Source organism: Streptomyces zhaozhouensis (genome assembly GCF_900230195.1).
In the GTDB taxonomy this organism is placed as follows: domain Bacteria; phylum Actinomycetota; class Actinomycetes; order Streptomycetales; family Streptomycetaceae; genus Streptomyces; species Streptomyces zhaozhouensis.
Map to the genome: position 1 here is coordinate 197,853 of NZ_OCNE01000009.1, position 19,601 is coordinate 217,453.

At 75.5% G+C, this 19,601-nt stretch carries 15 protein-coding genes; 13 read left to right on the forward strand and 2 right to left on the reverse strand.

Features of this window, described 5'->3' with window-relative positions; all coding sequences use genetic code 11:
* Positions 1 to 9: 9 nt before the first annotated feature.
* From CRP51_RS15160 to CRP51_RS15175, 4 genes are read left to right on the forward strand one after another with little or no spacing between them, the layout of a single operon-like run.
* Entirely contained in the window at positions 10 to 3,696 is a 3,687-nt protein-coding gene (locus CRP51_RS15160) for a tubulin-like doman-containing protein (RefSeq protein ID WP_212615910.1), read from the forward strand.
* Entirely contained in the window at positions 3,693 to 6,140 is a 2,448-nt protein-coding gene (locus CRP51_RS15165) for a hypothetical protein (RefSeq protein ID WP_097231712.1), read from the forward strand. Before CRP51_RS15160 ends, CRP51_RS15165 begins: the two co-directional genes overlap by 4 nt.
* Complete coding sequence (locus CRP51_RS15170; protein WP_097231713.1) at positions 6,137 to 8,131, forward strand: hypothetical protein; 1,995 nt, start codon at positions 6,137 to 6,139, stop codon at positions 8,129 to 8,131. The genes CRP51_RS15165 and CRP51_RS15170 overlap by 4 nt, the downstream gene beginning before the upstream one ends.
* On the forward strand, positions 8,128 to 9,984 hold the full coding sequence (locus CRP51_RS15175) for a hypothetical protein (RefSeq protein ID WP_097231714.1): 1,857 nt from the start codon (positions 8,128 to 8,130) through the stop codon (positions 9,982 to 9,984). Before CRP51_RS15170 ends, CRP51_RS15175 begins: the two co-directional genes overlap by 4 nt.
* A gap of 119 nt (positions 9,985 to 10,103) precedes the next feature.
* Here the strand turns inward: CRP51_RS15175 and CRP51_RS15180 are convergent, their stop codons facing one another.
* Together CRP51_RS15180 and CRP51_RS15185 are read right to left on the reverse strand one after the other, a co-directional pair.
* On the reverse strand, positions 10,104 to 10,613 hold the full coding sequence (locus CRP51_RS15180; protein WP_170970563.1) for a Pycsar system effector family protein: 510 nt from the start codon (positions 10,611 to 10,613) through the stop codon (positions 10,104 to 10,106).
* Between the two features lie 143 nt (positions 10,614 to 10,756).
* Positions 10,757 to 11,425: a Crp/Fnr family transcriptional regulator gene (locus tag CRP51_RS15185; protein WP_245880591.1), complete on the reverse strand. Its 669-nt coding sequence runs from the start codon at positions 11,423 to 11,425 to the stop codon at positions 10,757 to 10,759.
* A 94-nt stretch (positions 11,426 to 11,519) separates the two neighbouring features.
* On the opposite strand from CRP51_RS15185, the gene CRP51_RS28865 reads away from it, so the two are divergent.
* The 9 genes from CRP51_RS28865 (at position 11,520) to CRP51_RS15225 (ending at position 19,588) form a co-directional block, all read left to right on the forward strand.
* Positions 11,520 to 11,678, forward strand: coding sequence for a hypothetical protein (locus CRP51_RS28865; RefSeq protein WP_170970564.1), 159 nt, complete (start codon positions 11,520 to 11,522; stop codon positions 11,676 to 11,678).
* Between the two features lie 20 nt (positions 11,679 to 11,698).
* The gene (locus tag CRP51_RS15190) at positions 11,699 to 12,469 is read left to right on the forward strand and encodes a phosphotransferase family protein (RefSeq protein ID WP_245880592.1); all 771 of its coding nucleotides are present in this window, start codon (positions 11,699 to 11,701) and stop codon (positions 12,467 to 12,469) included.
* A 36-nt stretch (positions 12,470 to 12,505) separates the two neighbouring features.
* A complete protein-coding gene (locus tag CRP51_RS15195; RefSeq protein WP_097231755.1) occupies positions 12,506 to 12,823 on the forward strand; it encodes a TFIIB-type zinc ribbon-containing protein in 318 nt (105 codons plus the stop codon).
* Between the two features lie 368 nt (positions 12,824 to 13,191).
* A complete protein-coding gene (locus CRP51_RS15200; RefSeq protein ID WP_097231717.1) occupies positions 13,192 to 13,563 on the forward strand; it encodes a hypothetical protein in 372 nt (123 codons plus the stop codon).
* A gap of 10 nt (positions 13,564 to 13,573) precedes the next feature.
* The gene (locus tag CRP51_RS15205) at positions 13,574 to 14,581 is read left to right on the forward strand and encodes an NAD(P)H-quinone oxidoreductase (RefSeq protein WP_097231718.1); all 1,008 of its coding nucleotides are present in this window, start codon (positions 13,574 to 13,576) and stop codon (positions 14,579 to 14,581) included.
* A 151-nt stretch (positions 14,582 to 14,732) separates the two neighbouring features.
* A complete protein-coding gene (locus tag CRP51_RS15210) occupies positions 14,733 to 15,212 on the forward strand; it encodes a hypothetical protein (protein WP_097231719.1) in 480 nt (159 codons plus the stop codon).
* A 124-nt stretch (positions 15,213 to 15,336) separates the two neighbouring features.
* Complete coding sequence (locus CRP51_RS15215) at positions 15,337 to 15,960, forward strand: PadR family transcriptional regulator (RefSeq protein ID WP_097231720.1); 624 nt, start codon at positions 15,337 to 15,339, stop codon at positions 15,958 to 15,960.
* Positions 15,957 to 16,739 (forward strand): ABC transporter ATP-binding protein, encoded by a 783-nt coding sequence (locus tag CRP51_RS15220; RefSeq protein ID WP_097231721.1) that lies wholly within the window; start codon positions 15,957 to 15,959, stop codon positions 16,737 to 16,739. Before CRP51_RS15215 ends, CRP51_RS15220 begins: the two co-directional genes overlap by 4 nt.
* Positions 16,736 to 19,588: an ABC transporter permease gene (locus CRP51_RS15225; RefSeq protein WP_097231722.1), complete on the forward strand. Its 2,853-nt coding sequence runs from the start codon at positions 16,736 to 16,738 to the stop codon at positions 19,586 to 19,588. The genes CRP51_RS15220 and CRP51_RS15225 overlap by 4 nt, the downstream gene beginning before the upstream one ends.
* Positions 19,589 to 19,601: the final 13 nt, after the last annotated feature.

Genomic DNA, 19,601 nt, shown 5'->3' on the forward strand with positions numbered 1-19,601 from the left:
GGACGACAGATGAAGATCTACCAACCCATGCTCTTCGTCGGCCTGGGGGGCACCGGCAACCGGATCGGCGCCGAGCTGGAGCGCACACTGCGCCGCGAGCTGTGCGGCCCCGACGGCATGGCGCTGACCAACGGCGGCCAGCGCCAGCCGTTCGAACTGCCGCAGTGCACCCAGTTCGTCTACGCCGACTTCAGCGAGGCCGAGCTGTACCAACTGCCGCACCTGAGCGCCAAGGGACCGGAGGCGGCGGCCTACCGGAAGACGGCGCGCGCCATCCACGACCTGCTGCCGGCCGGGCTGAGCAGCTCGACGGAGGTCACGCGCGCGCTGCGGGTGGGCTGCCCCGAGGACATGTTGGACTGGCTGCCGCCGACCGTCGGCGAGCCCCGGGTCGCGCCGCTGAGCGCCGGCGCCGGCCAACTGCCGTCCGTGGGGCGGGCGGCGCTGCTCGCCACCCTGCGCGACGGGCTCGAACCGGTGGTGGCGCCGCTGCGCGAGGCGATCGGCGCCATCGCCGGGTCCGGGGGCGACCTGCGGGAGCTGGGCGGCGGCCACATCAGGGGCTGCGACGTGTTCGTGGCGTTCTCCGTCTCCGGCGGCACCGGCGCGGGCATCTTCTACGACCTGCTGCACCTGGTGGGCCGCGAGTTCCACCACGCGTTCCACGAGGCGCTGGAGGGCGTGAAGATCTACCCGCTGGTGGTGATGCCCTCCGCGTTCCCGCCGGAGGCGGGCGGCGGCCGGGAGGCGGAGCTGAACGCCGGCCGCGCGCTGGTCGACATCGCGCGGCTGGTCGACAGCCAGAACGCGCCCGAGGCGTCCGGGGAGGTCGGCGACATCGCGGCGGCCGGCGACCCGCCCGGGGTGACCTATCCGCGCGGCGGGCGCATCACCCTGCGCCCCTCCACCATGCAGACCGCCATCCTCTTCAGCAGGCCGGTCGGCCTCCAGCCGGAGGACCTGCGCCGTTCCGTCACCGCCACCGTGATGTCGCTGATCGGCACGGAGCTGGGCGACGACACCGCCTCGGGCCGCGCGGAGGGCGACTACCAGACGTTCGCCGCCCAGTTCGTCAACAGGGCCGTCGAGCGCTCCACCCCGTCCCGTTCCGGCGTCGGCTACCGGGGCATGTCGACCAGCCTGGCGGCCTCGTTGACCATGCCGGTCGACGACCTCGCCGAGATCGTCGCCGGGCGGCTGCTCGCCGCCGGGGTCAAGGGCATGGCCGAGGGGGCGATGCGCACCACGTCGGAGGCGAGGACCCGGGTCACCGAGCTCTTCCGCGCCGCCGGGATCGGCGCCCTGTGGGACCGCGAGCCGCTGCCGATCGCCGACCCGGACCCGCTGCCCCGGGGCAGCCGGAACATCGCGCAGGCGCTGCGCGACCGGCAGGACGACATGGAGGACGGGCTGCGCCGGCTGCGGCTCAACCTGGACCGCGACGTGCAGCGGATGGTCGAGGAGTTCCGGCCGGCGGCGGCGTTCCGGGAGAAGCTCGGCGAGTGGGGCCCGTTCCAGCTGGAGCAGGTGCTGGTCGGGCAGGCCGAGCACTCCGACCGGGTGGCGAGGGCCGGCCTGGTGGGGATGCTCGACAACCGGCGCAACCCGCCGGAGCGGCCGGAGCACGTGCAGCTCACCCCGCCGCCGATCCCGCCCGTCCGCCGCCCGCTCGCCGGCCTGGCGCCGGCCCGCTGGGGCGACGCCGAGGTGCAGGGCTGTGTCGCCGCGCAGAACGCCTGGTACCAGTACCGGGCGAACCAGCTGTGGCACGCGGCGTGGAAGGACTACGAGAACCGCTGGCGCCCGGCGTTGACCCGGAGCGTGCGGGAGGTCAGCGAGCTGGTGCGGGCGCTGCGGTCCCACGAGGAGGGCGAGAGCCGGGCGTTCGCCGAGCGGCGCAAGCACCTCTTCCGCGATGACCGCAAGGGCGTCTCCTACCTGCTGCCGCCGCAGAACAACCTCCGCTCCTTCTACGACGCGGCGTTCGAGCGGCTGATGCGGCAGCACGGGCTGGCCGAGGGCCAGGACGCGGCCAGGCTGCTGGAGCGGATGGTCGACCGGGACGTCTGGCGGGGCGCGTTCGGTCTGGCGCGTCAGTCGCCCGGCCCGGCGGTCGCGGAGATCAAGCAGATCGTCGAGCGACAGGTGAAGCAGCTGTTCACCACGCAGGACGTGGCGGACGGCCGGCCGCTGCTGCCCTCCCTGGAGGAGCTGCTGCGGGCGGCGGCCGGCGACGCGGAGGCCGGTTCGACCGTCGCGGAGAGCTGGCTGGTGGAGCTGCGTTCGCAGCTGGCCAGGCTGCTGCCGGTCGGCTTCGTGCCGGACGGCAGGGGCCCGTTGAAGATCCTCATCGTGCACCCGCAGACCGAGGCCACCTCGCGGATCAAGCAGTATCTGAGGACGGCGCTGAACCTGCCGCGCGACTCCGCGGCGACCATCGAGTTCCGGCCGGTCTCCACCGACTCGATCACGGTGGTGCTGCTGCGCAGCGGCATGAGCCTCACCGACATCTCGGAGGTGGGCCACGTGCTGCGGCTGTGGGCCGACGCCAAGGACCAGGCCCGGCGCGACGACGCGCTGGACTGGCGGCAGCGGCTCGGCTACCGGGACGACTGGCTGGCCAGCACGGAGGAGGACCGTCAGCGCATCCTGCACCGGCTGCTGTGCATGGTGTGGAACGACCGCGTGCTGCTCCGCGGCGACCCGGCCTCGCCGACCGCCGTCCGCTTCCGGCTCAGGGACGGCGGCGACGCGGCGATGACGCTCAGGCTGGGCGAGTTGGAGGACGACCTCTCCAGTTGGACGGGGCTGCTGCGGGCGTACGAACGGTTCGCGCTGCTGGACGAGGGCCAGATCGTCGACGTCGTCTGCGACCGGCTGATGCGCGCCCAGCCCGACGGGCTGACCACCTCCCCGGTGCCGCCGTCCCGGCTCTTCCGCCGGCTGGTGCACGAGGTGGCCCCCGACCAGCGGGACCTGGTGGCGGAGCTGGCGTTGGAGCGCGGCGGGCGCGTGGACTCCTGGCTCGCCCCGATGCGGGACTTCTGGGAGAAGACCTTCGAGGGCGCCCTCGACCTGCCGTTCCCCGGCACGCACCAGGGCTCGGCCCACAGCACGCTGCGGGAGCTGCTGCGCACCGCGGAACGCAGGGAGCGGCACCCCCAGGACGACGACCGCCGGGCCCGTCTCGCCGCCCGGCGCGAGGAGCGGGAGCGGGAGGAGCGGGCGCGCGAGGAGACGCGCGGGCGCGGGGAGGAGCGGACGGCTGCTGAACGGCCTTACGGGGAGCGGCCGTACGGGGAGCGGCCGCACGACGAAGGGCCGGGCGGCGAACGGCCGGGCGGCGGGCGCCGGCGGGACGACGGCACGGGCGGCTGGTACGGCGACGGCGACCACGGAGGCGGCGCCGGAGACGGAGACGGAGGCGGCGCGAGGCGCGAGGCGCGGGAGGCGACGCCGGCCGCCAACGGGTTCGGCGGCCGCGTCCCCCCGCGGCCGACCGGGCGGCAGCCGGACGAGGACGAGGGCTGGGAGCGGGACGCGGACCCCGCGCCGCACGGCGGCGCCAACGGGCATGACGGCGGCGGGCGTTCCACGACCGTGCCGCCGTCCTCCCCGTCCGAGTCCCCCTCCGACCAGTTCGACGACTGGGGGGCCGTGGACGGCCGCGGCGAGACGACGGAGGAGGGCTGGTGACCGTTCCCATCCACCGACTCGACCTGCGGGAGGACCCCGCACGGGCGGCCGCCGCCGTCGGGGAGGCGCGGCGGCGCGAGGCGGACCGCTTCCTGGTGCTCGACACCTTCGCCGGGCTCCCCGGCCACCAACTCCTCTACGAACGGCTGCTCGCGCACGACGCGGTGCCCACCCTCTGCGTGGCGGTCGGCGCCCCCGCCGACCCGGAGGACATCGCCGCCGGCCGGTCGGTGCTGCGCCGCCCGCTGCCGCTGCGCCCGCCGGGCGCCGGCGTCGTGTGGGTGCCCGACCCGACCTGCGGCGACGGCCGGCCGGAGGTGGAGGAGGCGCTCCGCCCGCTGGTCGACCTGCTCGCGGAACCGGCCGTCTTCGACGCCGTGTTGCTCGCGCTCTCCCAGGTCACGGAGGGGGTGGCGGTGCCGGCGCTCGACGTGCTCGAGCAGTGCCTCACGCCCGCGGCCAGGGGCCGGGTCTGGCGGGAGTCGATCGAGCGGCTGGTCGGGCAGGAGCCGCCGGTCGCGGCGTTCGTGGGCGCCGGTCTCGACGACGTGCCCGCCGCCCTCGTGCCACTGGTCGAGGAGGGGATGCCGCGCGGTCTCGCCGGCCACGAGTGGCTGCGCGGCCGGCCGCGCGACCGGCAGGACGCGTGCACGGCGGCGCTGGACGCGGCGCGGGACGCGTTCGACGTGGCCCGGCATCCGCTCGCGCCGCTGACCGGGGCCGGAAGGCGCGTCGAACTCCCCTTGCGGCTGGAGGAGTTGGCGGACGCGCTGGACGCCTACCGGGAGACGGCCGTCGAGACGCTGCGGGAGGGCGACCTCAGGGACGACAGGTCCGACCAGCGCGGCCGGCTCTTCCGGCTCGGCGTCAACCTGCCGGAGACGACGGAGGGTTCGCGCGAACCGGTCGGCCCCGCGCTGCGCTCCTACACGGAGTCGCGGCTGCGCCGCGGCGTCTCGCTGCGCTCGACGGCCGCCCGGCTGGCCGCGCTCGCCCAGCGCGCGCACCCGGTCAGCAGCGCGGCGCGCGTCCCCCGGCTCGACGAGGTGTGTCCCGCGGCGGGGCGGGCGCGGCTGCGCGCCCCGCACCCGTTCCCGCTCGGCTCTCCCTCGCCCCGCGTGAACGCGCTGGAGAGCGGCGGCGTGGCGCTGCTCGCCGGGCTGTGGCCGGTCGCGGGCTGGGCGTTGGGCCCGGCCGTCGGCCTGGCGTGCGTCGGGGTGACGGCGTTCCTCGCCCGCGGCCGCCCCAACCGGGATCTCGACGGGCGGCTGGACGGCGGGGTGGTGGGCACCGAGGGGCGTCTCGCCGGTGGGGTCGCCGGCGGACTGCTCGGCGCGCTGGCCGGCCAACTCCTGGGCCCGCCCGTCTGGTTGGCGGGACTGGCGCTGGCGCTCTCGGTGCTCGGGGTGCTGTTCCTCGGGCAGCGCTGGTGGGTCGCCGGCGTGGACGGCTGGTGGGAGGCGACCGGCGCCGAGGAGTCGCGGGGGTGGCGCACGGGGATCGGCGAGGTGCTGGTGACGGCGGCGGCGCGGGACTGGTTCCTCCGCGACGCGCGGGAGCACTGCGCCGCCGTCGCCGCCACGGTGGCCGGCACGCTGCACGTGATGGCGGACGCGGCGGAACGGCACGCGACGCCCGGCCGCGCGGACCGCCCGCCGCCCACGGCGGACTGGGCGGAGCCCGACGACTGGGGCACGGGCGGCGACTTCGGGACGGGGCCCGAGGGGGACGGGGACGAGGAGTGGGCGAGCGGCGACTGGAGCGGCTGGGAGGAGTGGGAGCCGCGCGCCGCGCAGGGTCCCCCCGGCGACGGGCGGCCGAACGGTGGCGCGCCGCCGGAGTCCGGGATCGAGGCGGACCCTCCGCCGTGGCTGCGGCGGGAGGCGGGCGACGGCGGTGAACGGCTGGTGGAGACCGTCGCCGGCGACCTGACGGCCGGCGCCCTCCATGTGCTGGGCGGCCTCTGGGGAACGATCGAGGCCGCGCCGGAGAACCCGGCCACCGCGACCGTCACCGCGCGGATGACCGGGCTGCTGGACGACGAGGCCCGGCGGCTGGACGAGGACCCCGCCTCGCCGCCCGCGTTCGCCCCCGAGGCCGAGCGGCTGGAGCGCCGTCCCGGCCCGGCCGCGCTGTTCGGTCTCGGCGGGGAGCCGGCGCGGGCGCTGGTCGCCCGGCGCGCCGAGACGCCGGGCCAGCCGCTGTGCGGGCGGGCCCAGCGCAACGCGCTCTCCCGCGACCCGTCCGCCGCGCGCCGCGTCTGCTTCGCGCCGGAGTCGGTGCGCGGCGGCGGGAGCGGCGGTCCTTCGGACGGCTGGGACACGGCGGGCGAGGACATGGTGTGGACGGGCGGCGGCCGGTTCACCGGGGTGGCGCGGCTGCTGCCGCTCCGCCGCGGCTTCGTCGGCACCCCGTACGCGGACGGGGAGGAAGCCGGCCGGTGAGCCAGGGAACCCGACCCGAAGCGCACGAGCTGACGTACGAGACGCCGGGGGGCGAACCCGTGCGGTTCCAGGCGCGGTTCGGGCCCGACCGCCCGCTGCCGGACCGCGGCCCGACCCTGGGCCGGATGGTGCGGCTGGGGCGCGGCTGGGTGGTGCGCCAGTACCGGCTGCCGGCCAGGTCCCGTGGCGACCGGCGGGCGCGCGAGGCGCTGGAACGGGAGGTCAACGCGGCCGTGGCCGTCGAACGCGCCCACGGGCGCGGCCCGCACGCCGGCCTCTTCCTCCGCGTGGTCGGCCACGACCTCGACGCCGAGGAGCCGTTCGTCCTCTACGAGCCGCCGCCCCGGGGCGCGCCCCGGCTCACCGAGGCCCGGCTCAGCGGCCGGCGGTTCGACGAGGCCGCGCGCCAACTGGTGCGCGCGGTCCGGCTGTGGGAACAGGCCGGGCAGGTGTGCCGGACGCTGGCGCCCGACACGGTCTGGTGGCACGACGACGGCATCGTCATCGGCGAACCGTACGGCGCCGTCCCCGTCGGCCACCCCAGGGAGCCGTTCGGCCAGGCGCCCTGGGCCTCCCCGGAACAGCTCGCCGGCACGGGCCACTGCGACCCGCGCGACGACCTGTGGAGCGCGGCCCGGCTGCTCTACGCGGCGCTCGCCGGGCAGCCTGGCCCGCACGCCGAGCCGCCGCCCGACCTCGGCGCCTACCCGCAGCTGTCGGCGCTCCGCGACGGCCGCGCCTTCGCGCCGCGGGCGGCGGACCGGCGGCCCGTCGCCGAGCTGCTTGAGCTGTGGAACGAGCCCGACCCCGGGCCCGCCCCACCTCCCGGCCCGGCGCGCGGCGAGTACGCCCGGCGGGTGGGTGAGAAGCGCGAGCGCCTCGGACTCGGTCCCGGCCCCGCGCCGCGCGGCGAGGAGGCCCCGGGCGACGAGCCGTTCGAGGTCGTCTGCCCGTACTGCCTCGGGCCCGTCGCCTACGACCCGGGCGCGCTGTTCCTCCCCGAGGAGCAGGGGGAGTACGTCGCGTTCGACCCGGCCTCCGAGCCGGTGGAGCTGCGCCGCGCCGACATGCTGCGGCGGGCGTTCCAGCTCTGTCCCAACCTCAGCGGACTCGACGAGCACCATCTGCCCGTCCCCTATCTGACCAACGGCAGACCGCTGACCGTCGTCACCGTCGGCGGCTCGCTCACCGGGAAGACGCACCTGCTGACCTCGATGATCGGCGAGATCGAGGAGAACGGCCTGGAACCGTACGGGATCACCGCGGAGCCGCTGAACCCGGAGTGGCACCAGCGCTTCGTGCGGGAGCGGCTGCAACCGCTGCGCGACGGCAGGGTGTTGCCGAGGACGGCCTCCACGCGGTTCGCGCGGTTCGCCGACGGGCTGCTGCTGACGTCGCGCGGCCGGACCCGCCCGGTGATGTTCTTCGACCTCGCGGGGGAGGACCTGGAGAGCCACGACGAGGCGATGCGTTTCCTCGCCGGCGCCGGCGCCTTCCTCTTCGTCGTCGACCCGCTGCGCGCGCTGCGGCTGCCGGAGCTGGAGCGGCACCGCGAGCGCGTCGGCATCAGGGAACGCGACCTGGGCGACGAGGCGTTCGCCGCCGTGCTGTCCCGGGTGCCGCGCACGGCGGGCCTGATGATGACGCCGTCGGCCGTCGTCCTCAACAAGAGCGACCTGGTCCGCTTCGAACCGGCCGTGGCGTCCTGGCTGATGTCCCCGCCGCCGACCGACCGGCTGCCCGAGGCGCTGCGCGGGGAGAGCGAGGACGTGTACGCGTTCCTGCGACACCACGGCAGCCGCGCCTGGCTGCGTCCGTTCACCGACAGCGCGCGCTGCACGTTGCACTTCGTCTCCGCGACCGGCCGCGGGGAGCGCGGCGGCACCTTCCCGCACGGTGTGACGCCGCGCAGGACCCTGGCGCCGCTGCTGTCGCTCCTCGCGATGGCCGGGATGGTGGAGGAGACCGACCCCTGGGAGGTGGGGCTGTGACCACGTGGACCACGGACGGACGCCAGGGACGTGACGAACCGGCGGACACGGTGCGGCAGTTCGTGCTGCGCTGGGACGCCGAGCACCCGTCCGGCGGCACGGGCTTCGGCGTCGTCGCCGCGTCCGGGGGACGGGAGTGGGCGGAGTCGATCGCGCGCTCGGCGGGACCGACGCTGGAGGTCGCGGGCGAGAACGCGGTCCGGGGGCTGGTGCGGATCGAGAAGGGGGAGCGGGTGCTCCTCGGCCACCGCACCCCGGGCCGGGACGCGGGTGGCAGATCGGGAACGGTCTGCCACGTGCTGGTCGGCACGACGCGGCAGTTGCCGACGCGCCGCTGCCTGGCGCTGCACACGTGGGACTGGGAGCCCGCGCCCCTGGACGTGGCCTCCGTGCGGGGCGCGCTTCCGCCCGTCCCGACGGAGTCGCTGGCGGCGGCCGAGCCGGAGAAGCTCGCCGCGCTGCGCGCGCAGTGGGGCGAGCCCGAGGTGGCGAGGACGCTCGGCGCGCTCACCGCCGAGGTGCTGCGCGACCCGGACCGCCGTTTCTCGGTCCTCGACCGCTCGCTCGGGCGGGCGCCGCGCGCGGTGCTGGTGGGGCTGACCGACATGTTCGGGCCGGTGCTGGTCAGGCAGCAGGGCGGCTGGTCGTTCGCCACCCACGACACGGACGACGGCAAGCCGCTGCGCTTCGTCTTCCTCCCGGAGTGGCCGCACCACCCGCCGACGGGCGAGCGGCACGTGCGGGTCGACCCCGGGCGGGCGCGGAAGGACGAAGCCGAGGCGGTCGCGGGGGAGTTGGTGGAACGCCTGCTGGAGGGCGCCGATCCCGCGCGGCTCCGGGACCACCTGCGGCTGCACGCCGACCGCGAGGCGCCGAACCGGCCCGGGTGGCTGCTGCGGGCGACGGAACACGCGCTCGACCACCTCTCCTCCACGAACGCGAGGCGCCCCACCCGCCGGCCGCCCGCGCAGGAGCCGCCCGCGTTCGAACCGCCCATGCCCGAGCCGTCCGCGTTCGAACCGCCCATGCCCGAGCCACCCGCGTTCGAACCATCCGCTCCCCGACCGCACGACCCGCACGACCCGCGCGACCCGCGCGACCCGCGCGACCCGCGCGACCCGCGCGACGAGGCCGAGGCGCTGCTGGCTGAGCTCCGCCACATCGACCCGGCCGCCCCGGAGCTGCGGACGCTGCTCACCAGGGTCGACGAGGCCGAGGCGCACTGGCCCGAAGCGCTGCGGCGCGGGCTCTGCCTGGTGCTTCTGGAACGCGGCCTCCTCCTCGGGGCCCGGCTGGGCGGCACGGAGGAGGAGGACACGACCGCGGTGGTCGGCGTCTACCAGCGGTGGGTGCGCCCGTTCAGCCACGAGCACGAGGTGGTCGACCGGCTGAGGAACGTCGTCGGCGCGGCGTGGCGCTCCTCCCGCGACAACCCCCGGGCGCGGAGGGCCCTGACGGGGATCGTCGAGGACGGCTCCGGGTTCACGGAGGAGGTGTGGATCGCCCTGTGGCGCGCCACCCGGGACGAGCCCGCCGCCGAGGTGCCTCGGCAGCCGCCGCCCGCACGCGCGCCCGCGACCGGGAGCTGGTCCTCCCTCAAACCCGTCCCCACCGCGCCCGGTTACACGCCGCCGACCGCCGCCCCGCCCCCCGTGGCGGAGCCCCCGCGTCCCACGCGCCCGGTCCCGGAGCCGAGGCCCGAGCCGAGGCCGGAGCCGAGGCCGGAGCCGGAGGCGCCGGTCGTGCTCCACGGACGCGGCTGGACGGAACGCGACCGGGTGCTCCTGGTGGTGGGCCTGATCGGGCTCGCCTTCGTGTTCATCTTCGTGCTGCTGTTCCTGGCGACGAACTGAGCGGCCTCCCCGGTGGCCCCGGGGAGGCCGGGCAACTCCGTGCGACCGGCGCGCGCGACCGGCACGTTCAACCGGCGCGTGCGACCGACGCGTTCAACCCGCGCGTGCAACCGGCACGTCTAACCGGCGAGCAGGGCCACCGGGAGCAGCACGATGCCAAGACCGGACGTGACCAGGCCGAAGCGCACCCAGCGCAGCTTGCCGGTCGCGATGCGGCTGTTGGCCGCCAACGCCTTGGCCAGCCGGTCGCGCGGGGCCCCACCGGTCGCGGCCAGCGCCTCCCGCAACTCACCCCGGCGCGCCGCGCGGTCGATGTCGCCGAAGTAGGTCAACGGCTCGCCCGGGACCCACCCACCGGGCAGGCGCGGCGCGACGGCCAGCAGAAACGCGGTCAGCGCCAGGAACAGCGCGGCCAGCCCCAGCCACCACAGCACCTGCCCCAAGGTGCTCAACGCCCCCGGCGACCAGCCGCCGTTGGCCACCATCCCGCCGAACAGCCCGGTGCCCAGGCCGAGCGCGGCGACGAGCAGCGCCGCCTTGCTGTCGGCCCTGGCGATCTCCACCCTGACCTCGTTGAGCAACTGCTCCGCCAGCGGGACGGAGAAGTCACCGGGTGTCGTCATGGTCATCGCGATCCCCCTCCGGAAACGAGGCCCGCGTCGCTCGCGGCCCCGGCGTCCAGCGTGCGGCAGGGGCGGGCACCAGCTCCAGGGCGGCGGACGCACACCGAATGTGACCGATGACCCACAACCGCCGTGCGGCGGCGTCGCGTTCAGCCCCGTTCCGCGCCCGCCGCGATCCGGCTCAGCACCTCGGGACGGCGCAGCCACACCTTCCGCCGCGCCGTCTCCACCACCCCGCTCCGGCGCAGCTCCGCCAGCAGCCGCACGATGGCCTCACGGGAGGCCCCGACCGAGCCGGCCAGCTCCTGTTGGCTCAGCGGGACCGTCAACAGCAGCCCGGAGTCCGTCGGTTCGCTGTGCGCGCGCGCCAGGTCCAGCAGCAGCAGCGCCAGCCGCTCCCTGACGCCCGACGAGGCCAGCTCCAACGCCCTGCGGTCGCCCGCCCGCACCCGTTCGACCAGCAGCGCGCTCAGCTTCCGGTGCGCGTCGGGGCGGCGTGCCAGAAAGTCGAGGAACGCCTCCCGGCCCACCAGCACGCACTCCGCCTGCTCCAGCGTCGTGACCGTCGCCGACCGCGCCTGCCCGGTCAGCGCCGCCGACTCCCCGACCACATCCCCCGGCCGGCGCAGCGCCAGCAGCGCGACATACCCGTTCGGCGAGCCGGCGGTCACCATCAGCCGCCCGCCGAGCACCAGTTGCACGTGGGTGGAGGGCGTGTGCTCGTGGATCACCTCGGTCCGCGCCCGGTACCCCACCCGCGGCCCCAGCCCCAGCAGCTCCACCCGCTCCGGCTCCGCCAGCCGGGCCAGAAACGGCACACGGTCCTGAAAGAACGGAACCCTCTCCGTCTCCCCCGGCCGCGCGCCTCCAGGCGGCGTGCTCGCACCCATGGGCCCCCCGGCGCGTGGAACAGTGCGCACAGTCTATCCGGACGGGCCTCGCGACGCCGGTCAACGGCCGCCGGCGGGCGACGAGTTCGACCTCAGCGGACCAGGATCAGGCCGCAGCCGTGAGCCCGCGGCGCACTGGCTGGGCGACCTGGTCGCCGCACAACTGCGCGGGGCGGGGTGACCGCTCGTACCATGCGGGGCATGGGGTGGGTGGAGTTGCGGGGTTCTGTGGCGGTGAAGACGCACGGTGCCGAGGTCGAACTCGAAGCGCTGCGCGCCCGGTTGCGGGCGGCGAAGGCGCTGGACGGGCTGGTGGTACCGCCGTTGGGCGGGGTGGAGGTGTGCGACGGGCGGCTGGTGACGCGGTGGCCGCGGGGAGAGCCGGTCGATCCGGCCGTGCCGGAGCGGTATCCCTGGGGCGAGGCCGGGCGGTTGCTGGCCCGGCTGCACGCGGTGGAGCCGTCGACGCCGCTGCCCGCGGCCGGCGGCCCGGCGCGGGTGGCGCGCGCGGTGGGCAGGCTGCGGGCCGAGGTGACCGGCCCGCGCTACGCGGCGGCGGTGCGGCAGGTGCTGCGCGCGCACGAGCGCCGCGCCCCCGCCCCGCCGGAGGCGGAGCTGAGGCTCTGTCACGGGGATTTCCACCTGGGCCAGTTGGTGCTGCTCGCGGGTGCCGGCTGGCGGCTGATCGACGTGGACGACCTCGGGTGGGGCGATCCGACGTGGGACCTCGGGCGGCCGGCGGCCTGGTACGCGGCCGGCCTGCTGCCGCCGTCCGACTGGCAACGGCTGCTGAACGGCTACGGGTTGGCGTCCGTCCGCGATCCCTGGGCCCGAGTGGACGGCGCGGCACGCGCGTTCACCGTGCAGGGAGCCGCCCGCGCGCTGCTGCTCGCGCACGGCCGGGACGCCGAACTCGCGGCGGACGGCGTGGCGTTGGTCGATTCCTGCGGTCGGATCGCGGTGCTGTCGTAGGGTGGCCGGGACAGCAGATCGACCATGGAGCCGATGATGCAGTGTCCCAAGTGCGGCGCACCGATGCGCACGTTCAACCGAAGCGGCGTTCAGATCGAACAGTGTGACGGCTGCCGTGGAATCTTCCTCGACTACGGCGAGTTGGAGCACATCAGCCAGCTGGAGAGCCAGTGGGCCCCGCCTGGCGCCCCCGCGCCGCCGCCCCCGCAGCAGCCGCATTACCAGCAGGGTCCCCCGCCGCCCGGCCCCGGCTGGGGCGCGCCGCAGCACGGCGGTCACCACGGCGGTCACCACGGCGGCCACTACGGCCACCGCCGCAAGGGCGGTTTCTCGGGCCTGTTCTTCTCCTCCTGAGCCGACCCGCATCCCCCCCGGCCTCCGGCACCCCCGGACTTCCGGGGCTCCCCGCGCCTTTGGCGCCTCCCGAGCCCGGGGCTTCGCCCACAGCCGCGCCCGCCGGCTCGTCCGGACTCGCTCGGACTCGTCCCGCTCATCCCGCTCGTCCCGTTTTCCGGTGAGTGCCCGGGGGTGTCCCCTTCCGCACACGCGTACGGACACCCCGGCTCCGAACCGGTGAAAATTCGCGACTCGGCACAAGCAGGGCTTCCGGTGGGTGATGGTGTGAGTACGGAAGGTCAGTAGTCGCACCGACTGGGAGTGAGGATGGCAGGGAGCGGTCAGGGCGCGGGGTCGCGCCGCCCTCGGGGTGGGCTGGTGCCGGCGTGAGGGCGCGGGTCTCCCTCGGCGGCATCAGCTTCTCCGGGGTCAGCGGCTGGCCGGTGCCCCACCGGGGCACCGGCGGCAACGAGTGGGTCAACGGGCGGTGTTGGCTCTACTGCCGCCGGGAGAACATCAGCGTCCTGTGGATCGGTCCGATCCGCGCCCCCCGCGCGGACGGCGACCTCTACGCCTGCGGGCAGTGCATCGCGGAGCTGGTGCACATGGTCTACGAGCAGCAGCACCGCGTGGACGTGCCCATGCGGCACGGCCAGGGCCCGGGGCCGGGCCAGTCGGCGTACGGCCAGGTACCCCGCGCGGCGGCCGGTCGCGCCGAGGTGCCGAGCCCGGGTGAGTGGGGGAACGCGAACGGGTAGTTTCCCGCCCATGCGTGCTGTCACCATTCCCGAGCCCGGCGGTCCCGAGGCACTGGTCTGGGCCGAGGTCCCCGATCCGACACCCGGCCCGGGTGAAGTGCTGCTGGAGGTCGCCTCCAGCGGCGTGAACCGGGCCGACGTCCTGCAACGCCAGGGCTTCTACGACCCGCCGCCCGGCGCCTCGCCCTACCCGGGGCTGGAGTGCGCGGGCCGGGTGGCCGCGCTCGGCCCGGGGGTGAGCGGCTGGCGGGTCGGCGACGAGGCGTGCGCGCTGCTCTCCGGCGGCGGCTACGCCGAGCTGGTCAGCGTTCCGGCGGGTCAACTGCTGCCGGTCCCCGAAGGGGTGGGACTGCTCGCGGCCGGCGGACTGCCCGAGGTGGCGTGCACGGTGTGGTCCAACGTCTTCGGCGTGGCCGGGCTGCGTTCCGGCGAGACGCTGCTGGTGCACGGCGGGGCGAGCGGGATCGGGACGTTCGCGATCCAGCTGGCGAAGGCGTTCGGCGCGCGGGTCGCGGTGACCGCGGGCAGCGCCGAGAAGCTCGAACGGTGCCGGGAGCTGGGCGCCGACCTGCTGATCAACTACCGGGAGGACGACTTCGTCGAGGAGCTGCGGCGGGTCGGCGGCGCGGACGTGATCCTGGACATCGTGGGCGGCCGCTATCTGGCGCGAAACGTCGAGGCGCTGGCGACCGGCGGCCGGCTGGCCGTGATCGGCCTCCAGGGCGGCGCGCGCGGGGAGTTGCCGCTGGGCAGGCTGCTGGCGCTGCGCGGCTCCGTCAGCGCCACCTCGCTGCGTGCCCGGCCGCCGGAGGAGAAGGCGGCGATCGTCGCCGAGGTGGCCGCCCGGGTCTGGCCGCTGGTGGCCGAGGGGCGACTGCGCCCGGTGATCGACCGGCTGCTGCCGCTGCCCGAGGCGCCGTTGGCGCACGAGGTGCTGGAGGCCGGCGGACACGTGGGCAAGATCCTGCTGACCCCGACCGGCGAGGAGGGCGACCTCACCGCGCCGCGCCCGGCCTGACCCCGGACCTCGGCCCCCGAACCCCGCACGCCGCGCCCCGCGTTCCGGCCACCCGTCCGCCCGCACCCCCGTGCGTCCGAAATGCCCGACTGCTAGTGCTATGTCACGCTGGTCACATCGTTGACGGGATCACAGCGAAGGGTCGGGACTCGTGAGGCTGTGGGTGGGAATCGGGTTGGCCGGGGCGGTACTGCTGACCCTCGCCGCCTCCTTCTCCGCGTCGGCGTCCGCCGACGAGCGGGGCCGCGGCCGGGACGGCGAGCCGACCCCGGCGGCACCCGCCGACGAGACGGCCCCCGCCGACGGGATGCCTCCCGCGGACGAGACGCCCCCTGCGGACGAACGCGGCGCCCCGCCCGCGAACGGGTCCGCGCAGGAGCGCGCGAGCGGGTCCGCGCAGGAGCGCGGGGCCGAGACGGAAGCCGGGAACGACCCCGAGGAGCAGCGCGTCGCCCGCTGGCGCATCGTGGACCAGCCCTCCACCCGCTGGGAGGGCCGGGGCAGCGAGAGGCTGGCCCGCACCGGCGCGGGAACGGGCGGCGCGGTCTTCCCGGTACTGCCGCTCGGCGCCGGCCTGACCTGCGTCGGTCTGGGAGTCGGCCTCCTCGGCTACCGCCTGCGCCGCGCCTGACCACCCGCGCACCCCCCCGCCGCCACCCGGGCGCACACCCCGGCCCCACCAAGGGACTTACCACGTAACATACTCGGTAAGCAGGCTTGCCGGGACGCCCGCATACCCGGTATACATACGCGGTATGTCGATCCGTTTCGGGCTACTGGCCCTCCTGGACCGGGGGCCTCGCTATGGCTCCCAGCTACGTGCCGAGTTCGAGTCCCGCACCGGCACCACCTGGCCGTTGAACATCGGGCAGGTCTACACGACCCTCGGCCGCCTGGAGCGGGACGGCCTGATCAGACCGGAGGGCGGCGGGGACGCCAAGCAGCAGCTCTACGCCATCACCGACGAGGGGCGGCGTTCGCTCACCGAGTGGTTCAACCAGCCGGTCGACCGCACCCACCCCTCCCGCGACGAGCTGGCGATCAAGCTGGCGATGGCCGTCGGCACCCCCGGCGTCGACATGCGCGCGGTGATCCAGGGGCAGCGCCGCCACACCCTCTCCGCCATGCGGGACTACACCCGGCTCAAGGCCGACGCGATGAACGCCGACGGCTCGGCCCCCGACGACATCGCCTGGCTGCTCGTCCTCGAACAGCTGATCTTCTACGCCGAGGCCGAGGTCCGCTGGCTCGACCACTGCGAGTCACGGCTGGTGCGCCTCGCCGCCGCCCGGGCCACCCAGCCCCAGCCGCCGCCTCCCGAGGTGACCGAGACCGACCCGTCCGACGTCACCACCCAGCCGAAGGGGGCCTCCCGATGAGCCAGAACACCCGCACCCACGACATACCGCCGGGCGACCCCGGCACGAGGAAGGAGAGCCCCGCCGTCCTGGAGCTGCGGCAGCTCAGCCGCACCCACGGTAGCGGCCCCGCCGCCGTGCACGCGCTGCGCGAGATCAACGTGACCGTGCGCGCCGGCGAGTTCGTCGCCGTGATGGGCCCCTCGGGCTCCGGCAAGTCCACCCTGCTGACCCTGGCCGGTGGCCTCGACACCGCGACCGGCGGCCAGGTCCTCGTCGAGGGGCAGGACCTCGGCGCGCTCAACCGTGCCGACCTGGCCAAGCTGCGGCGGACCTCCGTCGGCTACGTCTTCCAGGACTACAACCTGATCCCGGCGCTCACCGCCGTCGAGAACATCGCGCTCCCCCGCGAGCTGCACGGCGTGCGCCACCGCGCCGCCCGCAAGGAGGCGCTGGCCGCGCTGGAGGAGATGGGGCTGGCCGAGGTCGCCGACCGCTTCCCCGACGAGATCTCCGGCGGCCAGCAGCAGCGGGTCGCCATCGCCCGCGCGCTGGTCGGCGACCGGCGGCTGCTGCTCGCCGACGAGCCGACCGGCGCGCTGGACACCGAGACCAGCGACGCCGTGCTCGCGCTGCTGCGTCGCAGGTCGGACCAGGGCGCGGCCGTGGTGCTCGTGACCCACGAGACGCGGTTCGCCGCCTGGGCGGACCGGGTGGTCTTCCTGCGCGACGGCGTCGTCGTCGACGAGTCGGCGTCCAGCACGGCCGAGACCCTGCTCACCGGAGGGGGAGCCCGGTGAAGGCCGGCAGCACCTGGCGGCTGGCGCTGCGCGTCGCCCGCCGTGACGCGCTGCGCGCCAAGGGCCGCAGCGCCCTGGTGGTGGCCATGATCGCGCTGCCGATCGTGGGCGCCGTCGGCGCCGACCTCGCGGTGCGCAGCGGCAACCTGAGCGTGGCGGACAAGCTGGAGCGCGGCATCGGGCAGGCGGACGCCAGCTACGAGCTGACCGGCTCGGACCCGATCGCGCAGGACTTCGAGGGGAAGTGGACGACGCTCGACAACGGCGCCTCCTCCGAGGAGATCAGCGCCGACGCGCCCGAGGTGCTCTGGGAGACGCCCGAGGAGCTGATCGCGCTGGCGGAGGAGGTGCTGCCGGAGGGGAGCAGCGCCCTCTTCGAGCGCACCGACTGGCAGCGCGCCACCACCGCCCACGGGGTGGACGACGCCGAGGTGGTGGAGACCGACCCCGGCCACCCGTTGGCCGAGGGCAAGCGGACGCTGCTCGACGGCGAGTGGCCGGAGAACGACGACGAGGTCGTGGCCAGCAGCGAGTTCCTCTCCGGCAGCGGCCTCTCGCTCGGCGACGAGGTGACGGTCAACGCCTGGGGCGAACCGCTGGACGAGGGCACCACCTTCACCCTCGTCGGCGAGTACGAGGCGCCCTTCGAGCTGGACGTCAGCGAGCTGATCGTGCGGCCCGGCGCCATGAACGACACCGCCAACGGCTGGGCCGTCGGGAAGCTGCTGGTCGACGTGCCGGGCGACACCGGCGTCGACTGGGAGCTGACGGAACGGGCCAACGAGGCCGGCTTCGTCGTCGTCTCCCGCGAACTCCACCTGAACCCGCCGTCGGAGAGCGTGCTGGCCCCCGAGGTCCTCGCGCTGGACTCCGGTTCCGGCGTGGACGGCACCGGGGTCGCCGTCGCCGTGGTGGCGGTCTCGCTGGTGGTCCTGGAGGTCTGCCTGCTGGCCGGCCCCGCGTTCGCGGTCGGCGCCCGACGCTCGCGCCGCCAGCTCGGGCTGGTCGGCGCCAACGGCGGCGAACGGCGCCAGATGCGCGCCATCATGCTGGCCAGCGGGGTCGTGCTCGGCGCGATGGCGGCGGTGATCGGCCTCATCGGCGGTATCGCGCTGGTGATGCTGGTCAAACCGCTGCTGGAAGGGCAGATGGGCACCCGGTTCGGCAGCTGGGACTTCCGCTGGCTGGAACTCGGCGGCATCGCGGCGTTCGCCGTGCTGATCGGGCTGATGGCCGCCGTGATCCCGGCCTACAACGCGGCCCGCACGCCGGTGCTCGCCTCGCTGACCGGCCGGCGCGGGGTGCGGCACAGCAGCCGGGTGCTGCCGCTGGTCGGCGGCTGCATGTTGCTCTTCGGCACCTCGCTCGCGCTGCTCGGCGGGCTGCTGCTGGGCGAGACCATTCCCGTGGCGGCGGGCGCCGTCATCGCGGAGCTCGGCCTGGTGGCCTGCACCCCGATGCTGGTGGGCGCGTTCGGCCGGCTGGCCCGTTGGCTGCCGCTGACCCCGAGGCTGGCGCTGCGTGACGCGGCCCGCAACCGGGGGCGCACCGCGCCCGCAGTCGCCGCCGTGCTGGCGGCCGTCGCCGGCACCGTGGCCGTCGCCACCGTGACGGTCAGCGACGAGGCGAAGATGCGCAGCGAGTACCAGGCGCAGCTGCCGGACGGCAACGCGGCGCTCATGGCGTACGACGCGGACGGCGCCACCACCCTCGACCAGGCCAGGACCTCGGCGGAACGCGAGCTGCGCGTCAACGAGCGGCAGGACCTGGCGAAGGCCGTGCCGGGACCGCTGAACTGCGAGACCACCGACGACGGGTGGAGCACCTGGACCTACTGCGGCGACGTCGGGCCGCTGCCGGCCGACGGTGCCGAGTGCCCGGCCTACACCGAGGACGCCGATGCGATGGCCCCGGAGGACCGCCGTGCCGCGTTGACCAGCCCGCTGTGTGACGGCGGCGGGGGCATCGTCGGCGGCATCTCCGAGCCCGTGCTGATCCTGGAGCCGGAGGCCCTGGCCCTGCTCGGCCTCGACGAGCCGGGCGCCGCCGAGGCGCTGGCCGCGGGGAAGGCGCTGGTCGCCCACGAGGACCTCCTCGACGGGCCGGACGACGTGCGGCTGGGCGCCTTCACCAAGGAGGCCGAGGAGTACGACGACCTGGGCCTGCCGGTCGACGCCCCCGACAGGGAGGTCACGCTCCCCGCGCACGTGCTGGAGGACGGCGACGACGCGCCGCTGGTGATCATCACCCCGGAGATGGCGACCGAGGCCGGCTTCGCCCCGCTGGACAGGGGCACCGTCTACGACCTGGACGAGACCCCGGGCGAGAGCGCCCAGCAGGCGGTCGACGCCGACATCGAGATGCTCGGCGGCAACGTGACGTTCCGCGTGGAGGACGGGTACAAGGAGAAGAACTCGCTGGCGCTGCTGGTGCTGGCGCTCTTCGCCACCGTGATCACCATCGGCGCGGCCGGCATCGCCACCGGCCTGGCGCAGGCGGACGCGGCGGCCGACCTCTCCACGCTCTCCGCGGTGGGCGCCACGCCGCGGCTGCGGCGGGCGCTGTCCGGACTCCAGTGCGGGCTGATCGCCGCGATGGGCGTACTGCTGGGAGCGGTCTCCGGGCTCATCCCGGCGGTCGGCCTCCGGCTGGTGGAGCACCGCGCCGACCTCGACTGGTGGCAGCCCCGGTGGGACGCGGGCGAGACGGCGCTGCCGCGCCCCGAGATGTTCATCGAGCTGCCGTGGATGACCTTCCTCCAGCTGATCGTCGTGGTCCCGCTGGTCGCCTGGCTGCTGGCCACGCTGCTGACCCGCTCGCGCGTGCCCCTGGCTCGGCGGATCGGGTGAGGGTCGTTGCATG